We start from the raw sequence: 8,809 nt of genomic DNA, 5'->3' as shown, positions 1-8,809 counted from the left end.
GATGTAAGGAAAGACTTGGCAACCCTTGCATCTTTTCGGCTAACCGGTTTGATGAATTGCTTTCCTTAGGCGATGATGAAGGCGGTAAAAAAATAATCAAAAAGCATCTTGACGAGACTTTGTTTGTGGATATAGAGGATGAGGACGAGCTTTTAGATATTGATACAAAGGAAGTATATCAATATGTTTTAGATAAGATACACAAAGAAACAAGAAAAATATAGAGATATTATGCTGAAAAATTATTGATTATATCAATAAATAGCAGCCTGTATTTATGCAATATTACAGAAATATATTTGACTTATACAGAGATAGATGTTATTATATACATAAGTATTGACTTAAGTTTAATATTTACTTGGATATAAGACAATAATATTTTAGTACAGGACTTATATATGCTCATAATCGGATGAGCGTCTCTACCAATTACCGTAATAATTGACTATAAGCCCACTGACATTGTGGGATTAGTGAGGTGTTTCCATACACAATGTTGGACACCTCATTTTTATTTAGGGGGAAATGTGATAGTTAAGGGGAATTTGATAGATTGTACCGATAAGCGTACAATCCGGATAAGAGAAAAAAGTTGTATATTGATTAAGAATAATGTTATATTTAATGTATATTCAGAGAATATGCTTCCTGATTCCTATAAAGATGAAAAAGTGGTGGACTATAAGGATGCTCTTATTTTTCCGGGGCTTATAGATATGCATTTGCATGCGCCGCAGTTTCCTTTCAGAGGACTCGGAAGTGATATGGAGTTGCTTGACTGGCTGAATACATATACATTTCCCGAGGAAGCAAAATATAGGGATATAGTTTATTCAAAAAAAGCTTATACAAAATTTGTAGACGCACTTAAAAAGAGCTTTACCACAAGGGCAATTATATTTGCAACATTACATAAAGAAGCGACTGTTTTACTTATGGATTTGCTTGAAAAGAGCGGATTGAAGTGCTTTGTAGGTAAGGTAAATATGGATAGAAACTCACCTGAAAATCTTATTGAGAGTACGGATGAGTCGGTAGAGTCTACAAAGGAGTGGCTTGATATTTGTAAAAACAGGTATAAAAATACATTTCCTATAATAACACCGAGGTTTATACCAAGCTGTAGCGATAAGCTTTTGAGAGAGTTGGGTAAGATACGAGGAAGTGAATACGGGCTTCAGTCACATTTATCCGAAAACCCGAAAGAGGTGGAATGGGTAAGAGAACTTTGTTCGGATTCTTTCGGTTATCTTGATGCCTACGACAAAAGGGAGTGTCTACATAAAAGCAGGCTTTCTACGGTTATGGCACATTGCGTATACTCCGATGAGGCTGAAATGAAGCTTTTAAAAGACAGAGATGTTTTTGTGGCACATTGTCCGCAGTCAAATATATGTCTTGCATCAGGTATAGCGCCTGTAAGAAAGTTTTTAGACAGAGGTATTAAGGTGGGACTTGGCAGTGATATTGCGGCAGGATATTCACTTAATATACTTAATCAAGCGGTTGAAGCAATAGGGCTTTCAAAGCTCTATTGGAGATATATAGATAAAAATTCAAGACCTTTAAAACCTGCGGAAGTCTTTTCCATGGCTACAAGAGTTGCAGGGTCTTATTTTGGAAAGGTAGGTGCATTTGAAGAGGGGTTTGAAGCCGATTTATCGGTTGTAGACGATAGTGTTTTAAACGAAGGAATAGATGATGTAAGAAAGCGATTTGAAAGATTTTTATATTTGTCTGATGAGTGTTCTTTGGTTGCCAAGTATGTAGCCGGAGAGCAAATTTTATAATAGAGAGGAATAGATATGGAGGTTGGAAAGAGTATTGTCAGAGTGGATGCATTTGACAAGGTCACAGGCAGAACAAAGTATACTGACGATTTATGTGACGCAAGTGCATATGTGGCAAAGATTTTGCATTCTACGATAGCTCATGGTAGAGTGATTTCAATTGATACCGCAGAGGCTGAAAAAATTGAAGGTGTTGTAAAGATTGTTACCTGTTTTGACTTGGGAGAGTATAAAAACTACTTCCCTACTGCAGGACATCCTTGGTCTACAGATCCGGGTCATCAGGATGTGGCGGACAGACTTTTGCTTACAGATGAAGTCAAATTCTACGGCGATGATATTGCAGCGGTTGTAGCTGAAAATGAAGTGGCTGCAAATCAGGCAATCAGAGCATTGAAAGTTGAATATGAGGAGTATCCTGTAGTTACAGATGTGCTTGTAGCCATAAAGGACGGAGCACCACAGATACACAAAAATTATCCTAACAATATTTTAAAGCATACAAGTATCAGCAAAGGAAACTACGCAGAGGCTATAAAAGAAGAGGGACTTACAGTAGTTGACAGATGGTATGAGACTCCGACCGTACAGCATTGCCATATTGAAAACTTTATCTGCTATGCTTATGCTGAAGGTAAAAGAGTTACGGTAGTTGCATCTACACAGATTCCACATATCGGAAGGAGAGTTGTAGGACAGGCTCTCGGTATTCCGTGGGGAGATGTAAGAATAGTAAAACCGTATATAGGCGGCGGATTCGGTAACAAACAGGATATTTTGTATGAGCCGCTTTGTGCATTCCTTTCACTGAAGGTAGGCGGACATCTTGTAAAGCTTGATTGCAGCAGAGAAGAGACCTTTGTTGCCAACAGAGTAAGACACGGAATCAAGTTCCATATAATTTCTCATGTAAGAAAAGACGGCACATACGCAGCCAGAAAGATAGAAATATTCTCAAATCAGGGAGGATATGCTTCACACGGACATTCAATAGCGGCTAAGGGACTCGGATGTTTCCCGCAGCTTTATCCATGTGACAATATAGAGGGTGATGCATACACCGTATTTACAAACAGACCTGTAGCCGGAGCGATGAGAGGATACGGAATACCGCAGGCTATGTTTGCGGTGGAATCACATACTGAGGATGTAGCCAAGATAATGGGCATACCTTCTATCGAGTTCAGACTTAAGAACCTTATGCCTGTAGGCTTCAAAGACGGATTCTCAAAGAATGTCAACTACTACGATACATTCAGACAGTGTATTGAAAAGGGTAAAGCTTATATGGACTATGACAATAAGCTTAAAGAATATTCAAATCAGACAGGAAGAATCAGAAAAGGCGTCGGAATGGCCGTGTTCTGGTATAATACGGCGGTTTGGCCTATTTCACTTGAGTCTTCATCATCAAGACTTGTACTCAATCAGGACGGTTCCGTATCACTTCAGCTTGGTGAAACCGAAATCGGACAGGGCGCCGATACCGCATTTTCACAGATGGCGGCAGAAGCAATCGGAATCAGAGTGGAGGATGTACATGTTGTATCATGTCAGGATACGGATGTTACTCCTTTCGGTACAGGTGCATATGCTTCAAGACAGACCTATGTCGGCGGATTTTCCATAGCAAAGACTGCAGGACTTTTAAAGAAAAAGATTCTTGACTATGCATATATTCTTACAAATATGCCGCCTGAAATCACAGATATCAAAAACGGTATGATAGTAAGGACTACCGATAATATGGAGCTTATTTCACTTAAGGATCTGGCAACAGAGGCTCTTTATTCAACAAGTGACAGCAGACATATAACAGCCGAGGCTACAGCACAGATAAAATCAAATGCTTATTCATTCGGATGCTGCTTTGCAGAGGTGGAAGTGGATATTGATATGTGCAAGGCAAAGCTTGTAAAGATAATCAATGTACACGACTGCGGTAAGCTTATAAATCCTGCACTTGCAAAAGCACAGGTGGAGGGCGGTATGAGTATGGGTATAGGATATGCGCTTTCCGAAATACAGCTTGTAGATGAGAAGACGGGTAAAGTGCTCAATGATAATTTCCTTGATTATAAATTATCAACCGCCATGGATCATCCTCATCTTGAGACTGCATTTGTGGAAAATCCTGAGCCTACTTCACCGTTCGGAACGAAGTCTTTGGGCGAGCCGCCGGTATGTCCGGTAGCACCTGCCATAAGAAATGCCGTTATGCAGGCTACAGGAGTGGGAGTGAATGAGATTCCGCTTCGTCCGGCAAAATTGTTTGAATATTTTGATAAAGCAGGTTTACTTAAGTAGGAGGAAAAAATGTACGATATAAAAGCTTTATATGAGGCTGAAAGTGTTGATGACGCTTGCAGACTTCTAAAGGAACATCCGGGCTCACAGGTTATTGCCGGCGGAAGCGATGTCTTGGTACAGGTAAGAGAGGGTAAAAGAGCAGGCAAGGAGCTTGTAAGTATCTATATGCTTGACGAGCTTAGAGGAATCTGCCTTGATGAAGGTGAGAATATCAGAATAGGTTCTTTGACCAGCTTTTCACATATCACAAAGAACCCTATTATCCAAAAGTATATAAATGTACTCGGTGAGGCGGTGGATCAGATAGGCGGACCTCAGATCAGAAATATAGGAACTATCGGCGGTAATACCTGTAACGGAGTTACATCTGCAGACTCCGCATCGACTCTTTTTGCATGGGATGCACAGGTTGAGATAGCCGGAGAAGGTTACAGAAGAGTTGTACCTATAAATGAATTCTATATAAAAGCGGGAACTGTGGCATTGAAAGAGGGAGAGATACAGACTGCAATCATTATCCCTAAGAAAGCTTATGAAGGTTATAAGGGTCACTATATAAAGTATGCCATGAGAGAGGCGATGGATATCGCAACTACAGGTTGTTCCGTGAATGTAAAACTTTCGGCAGATAAAAAGATATTTGAAGATGTCAGAATTGCCTACGGTGTAGCAGGTCCTATACCTATGAGAGTTTTTAGTGCGGAGAATTTCCTAAGAGGAAAAGAAGTAAATGATGAGAATATGGAGGCTTTCTCACAGAAGGTACTTGATGATATAAATCCTCGTGATTCATGGAGAGCAAGCAAGGCTTTCAGATGCCATATAGGTGTTGTAATGGCAAAGAGAGCTTGTGAAAAGGCTGTAAAACAGGCAGGAGGTGCGGTCGATGACAGGACAGAGATATAAACTGGTCACTTGTACTATAAACGGTAAAAAGTGTGAGAAGATGGTGGATGTAAGAAGCTCTCTTACAGATATGCTTAGAAATGACTACAGACTTACTTCTGTAAAAAAGGGTTGTGAAGTAGGAGAATGTGGAGCCTGCAATGTGCTTATAGACGGTGAGGCGTTCAACTCATGTATTTATCTGGCAGTATGGGCTGAAGGTAAGGATATTTTGACACTTGAAGGTCTTATGGGACTGAACGGTGAGATTTCCGATTTGCAGCAGGCATTTATAGATGAATCTGCAATTCAGTGCGGTTTTTGTACACCGGGATTTGTAATGTCGGCTACAGAAATCTTAAACAGCGGTAAGCTCTATACAAAGGAAGAGCTTAGAAAACTTCTTTCAGGACATCTTTGCAGATGTACAGGTTATGAAAACATACTTGTAGCGGTTGAAAAGACTATGAAGAAGAGGCTTGGAGTAGAGTAAACTTTATCATGGAGGGGGTATGATAGAGAAGGACAATTTAAAGAAGCTGATAGATGTGGCAGCAGGCAGAAAGAAGGCCGATTTGGTGCTCAAAAACGGCAACATTGTGGACTTGTGTGGAGGAAAAATATTAAAAGCCGATTTGGCAATTGTAAACGGACTTATAGCAGGTTTTGGCGAATATGAAGGTGAAAGAGAGATAGACGTAACGGGAAAGTATATCTCTCCGGGACTTATGGATGCACATATACATATAGAGTCGTCATATACCACACCTGAAGAGTTCGGAAAGATGGTGGTGCCTCACGGTACTACCACGGTAATTGCGGATCCGCATGAGATAGTGAATGTATGCGGACTTAAAGGATTTTCGTATATGCAAAATGCGGCCGGGAATACCGCGCTTGATATAAAATATATGATGCCTTCCTGTGTTCCGGCTACCAATCTGGAGGATTCAGGCTATGTTATATCGGCTGAAGATATGAAGGATGATATTATATCGGATGATGTTTTAGGTCTTGGCGAGTTCATGGACTTTAACGCAGTAATACAAAAAGATGATACTGCACTTGATAAGATACTTTTGGCAGGTCGTTATAAAAAGATTATAGACGGTCACAGTCCGAATCTTAAGGGTAACAGTCTAAACGCCTATGCCTGCACAGGTATAAATACGGACCACGAATGTTCTACACTTGAAGAGATGGAAGACAGGCTGAGCCGCGGTATATATGTCCAGCTGCGACAAGGTTCGGCCTGTCACAATCTTAAGGCGCTGATTCCCGGTATTAACGAGTTTAATTTCAGAAGATGTCTGTTATGTTCTGATGACAGACAGCCTAAGACCATATTTGAAGAAGGTCATCTTGAGTATCATCTGCGTACTTTGGTAAGAGCGGGAATTTCGCCTGTTATGGCACTTGCTATGGCTACAGTCAATGTAAGCGACTGCTATCATCTTTTTGACAGAGGAATTATTGCTCCGGGAAGGAGAGCCGACATTGTTGTGTTTGACGATTTGTACGATTTCCCTGTGTCATCGGTATTTATTTTGGGTGAAGAGGTGGCAAGAGACGGGAATTATTTGAGAGAGACAAAAAGATATGATATCAGTGAAGTATCCGATACCGTGTACCTTAATAATTTCAAAAAAGAAATGCTACAAATGTGGCTTAAATCAGATGATATCTATGCGATAGAGATGATTGTAGGAGGGGTATTGTCAAAGAAATCAAAGATCAAGATAAAAAGGAGAGACGGACTTTTTGTCTTTGATAAGGATATAGATGCCTGTAAATGTGCCGTTATAGAGAGACATCATAATACAGGTAAGGTAGGACTCGGAATAATAAAGGGCTACGGCATCAAGAGCGGTGCAATAGCGGCATCGGTTGCACATGACTCACACAATATCATATGTATAGGTACAAATGATGACGATATGTATCTGGCTATAGAAAACATAAAAGAAAACGGTGGCGGATTTGCACTGGCAAAGGACGGTAAGATATTGGAGAGTCTTTCGTTGCCTGTAGCAGGTCTTATGAGTGATTTGAGTGGCGAGGAAGTATCAAAAAAGCTGCTTGATTTGCATGAAAAGGCTGTAAATGAGCTTGGTGTAAACACGGAACTTGAGCCTATAATGTCACTTACTTTTATGTCTTTGATTGTCATTCCCGAGATAAAGCTGACAGCAAGGGGGATATTTGACGTTTTTGAGAACAGATTTATAGATATTGAGGCATAATAAATTTAAAATATCAAAAGGCAGTGATAAAAGTAATCAAAGACTTATAAAAATAAAACTCCGGGCCGAATACCGGAGTATAATAAAAAAAAGGAGACTATATATGGAAAAGTTTTTTAAGCTAAAAGAAAACAAAACGGATGTTAAGACTGAGATAATAGCCGGTATTACAACCTTTATGACAATGGCTTATATACTGGCAGTCAATCCTAACATTCTCAGTGCGGCAGGTATGGACAGAGGAGCCGTATTTACCGCAACGGCGATAGCTTCATTTGTAGGTACACTGCTTATGGCATTGTTTGCAAATTATCCTTTCGCACTTGCACCCGGTATGGGACTTAACGCATATTTTGCATACACTGTAGTTTTGGGTATGGGATATACTTGGGAGACCGCACTTACAGCGGTATTTGTAGAGGGTATTATATTTATTTTACTTTCTGTTACAAATATACGTGAGGCAATCTTTAATGCTGTTCCAAGAAACTTAAAGTCGGCAGTGAGCGTAGGAATAGGGCTTTTTATAGCCTTTATAGGACTTCAAAACGCCAAGATTGTTATCGGCGGTGCAACTCTTGTAGAGCTGTTTTCCATTAAGGGTTACAATGCCGTACATGGTGTTGAGGGTGCAGTTGCTACAACTAATGATGCCGGAATTACGGTAATTATTGCAATTATAGGTGTGCTTATAACAGCATTCCTTGTTGTAAAGGAGGTAAAGGGAAATATCCTCCTTGGAATCCTGGCTACATGGATAATTGGAATTATTGCGCAGCTTTCAGGGCTTTATGTGCCGAATCCTGCACTCGGTTTTTACAGTGTGTTACCTGATTTTTCAAACGGACTCAGTATTCCGAGTATAGGACCGATTTTATTCAAGCTTCAGTTTGATAAGATTGCATCACTTGAATTTGTAGTGGTAATGTTTGCATTCCTTTTTGTGGATATGTTTGATACCATAGGCACTTTAATCGGTGTGTCTACAAAGGCAGGTATGCTTGATAAGGACGGTAAACTTCCGAATATCAAGGGTGCATTACTTGCAGATGCGGTAGCTACTACAGCAGGTGCGGTACTTGGTACCACTACGGTTACTACATTCGTTGAGTCCGCATCAGGTGTTGCGGAAGGCGGAAGAACAGGACTTACAGCTCTTACAACAGCGGTTTTATTTGCACTTTCATTGCTTTTATCACCTATTTTCCTTGCAATACCTTCATTTGCAACAGCACCGGCTCTTATAGTTGTCGGATTTTATATGTTCTCAAATGTTGTGCATATTGACTTCAGTGATATGGCAGAGGCTATTCCTTGCTATATCTGTATAGTGGCAATGCCGCTCTTTTACAGTATTTCGGAAGGAATCTCAATGGGTATAGTATCATATGTTATCATCAACCTTTGCACAGGAAAGGCAAAAAAGATCACACCTCTCATGTATATACTTTCAGTATTGTTTATATTAAAGTATTTCCTATTATAGATTACCTTGATTCACTGCCTGAATAAATATTTTTATAAAGAGATATGGGGAGACTCGTATCTCTTTTTTATTGGATGATTTAATTGTATAAA

The 8,809-nt window shown here is 40.0% G+C and carries 6 protein-coding genes, 1 pseudogene and 1 riboswitch; all 7 genes and pseudogenes read left to right on the top strand.

All coding sequences use genetic code 11. The features are described 5' to 3' along the window. Positions 1 to 224 (top strand): annotated as a pseudogene (locus ACO6FI_RS00570) (nucleotidyltransferase family protein); the annotation flags it as partial. A 151-nt stretch (positions 225 to 375) separates the two neighbouring features. After that, a riboswitch (purine riboswitch) is annotated at positions 376 to 471 on the top strand. Positions 472 to 530: 59 nt separating this feature from the next. Further along, positions 531 to 1,793 carry an amidohydrolase family protein gene (locus ACO6FI_RS00565; protein ID WP_485455640.1) on the top strand — a complete coding sequence of 421 codons (1,263 nt, stop codon included), beginning with the start codon at positions 531 to 533 and terminating at the stop codon, positions 1,791 to 1,793. A 15-nt stretch (positions 1,794 to 1,808) separates the two neighbouring features. Further along, positions 1,809 to 4,100: a xanthine dehydrogenase subunit XdhA gene (gene xdhA / locus ACO6FI_RS00560; protein ID WP_485455639.1), complete on the top strand. Its 2,292-nt coding sequence runs from the start codon at positions 1,809 to 1,811 to the stop codon at positions 4,098 to 4,100. Between the two features lie 9 nt (positions 4,101 to 4,109). After that, a complete protein-coding gene (gene xdhB / locus ACO6FI_RS00555) occupies positions 4,110 to 5,009 on the top strand; it encodes a xanthine dehydrogenase subunit XdhB (RefSeq protein ID WP_288914708.1) in 900 nt (299 codons plus the stop codon). Continuing rightward, positions 4,990 to 5,481: a xanthine dehydrogenase subunit XdhC gene (gene xdhC, locus ACO6FI_RS00550; RefSeq protein WP_485455638.1), complete on the top strand. Its 492-nt coding sequence runs from the start codon at positions 4,990 to 4,992 to the stop codon at positions 5,479 to 5,481. The genes xdhB and xdhC overlap by 20 nt, the downstream gene beginning before the upstream one ends. 19 nt (positions 5,482 to 5,500) lie before the next feature. After that, a complete protein-coding gene (ade, locus tag ACO6FI_RS00545) occupies positions 5,501 to 7,231 on the top strand; it encodes an adenine deaminase (protein ID WP_485455637.1) in 1,731 nt (576 codons plus the stop codon). A 103-nt stretch (positions 7,232 to 7,334) separates the two neighbouring features. Continuing rightward, positions 7,335 to 8,717 (top strand): NCS2 family permease, encoded by a 1,383-nt coding sequence (locus tag ACO6FI_RS00540; protein WP_485455636.1) that lies wholly within the window; start codon positions 7,335 to 7,337, stop codon positions 8,715 to 8,717. Positions 8,718 to 8,809 lie beyond the last annotated feature (92 nt).

The organism is Lachnoanaerobaculum sp. (genome assembly GCF_057250505.1).
The sequence above is the reverse complement of the archived record's forward strand: the minus strand, read 5'-3'. Positions and strand labels throughout refer to the sequence as shown.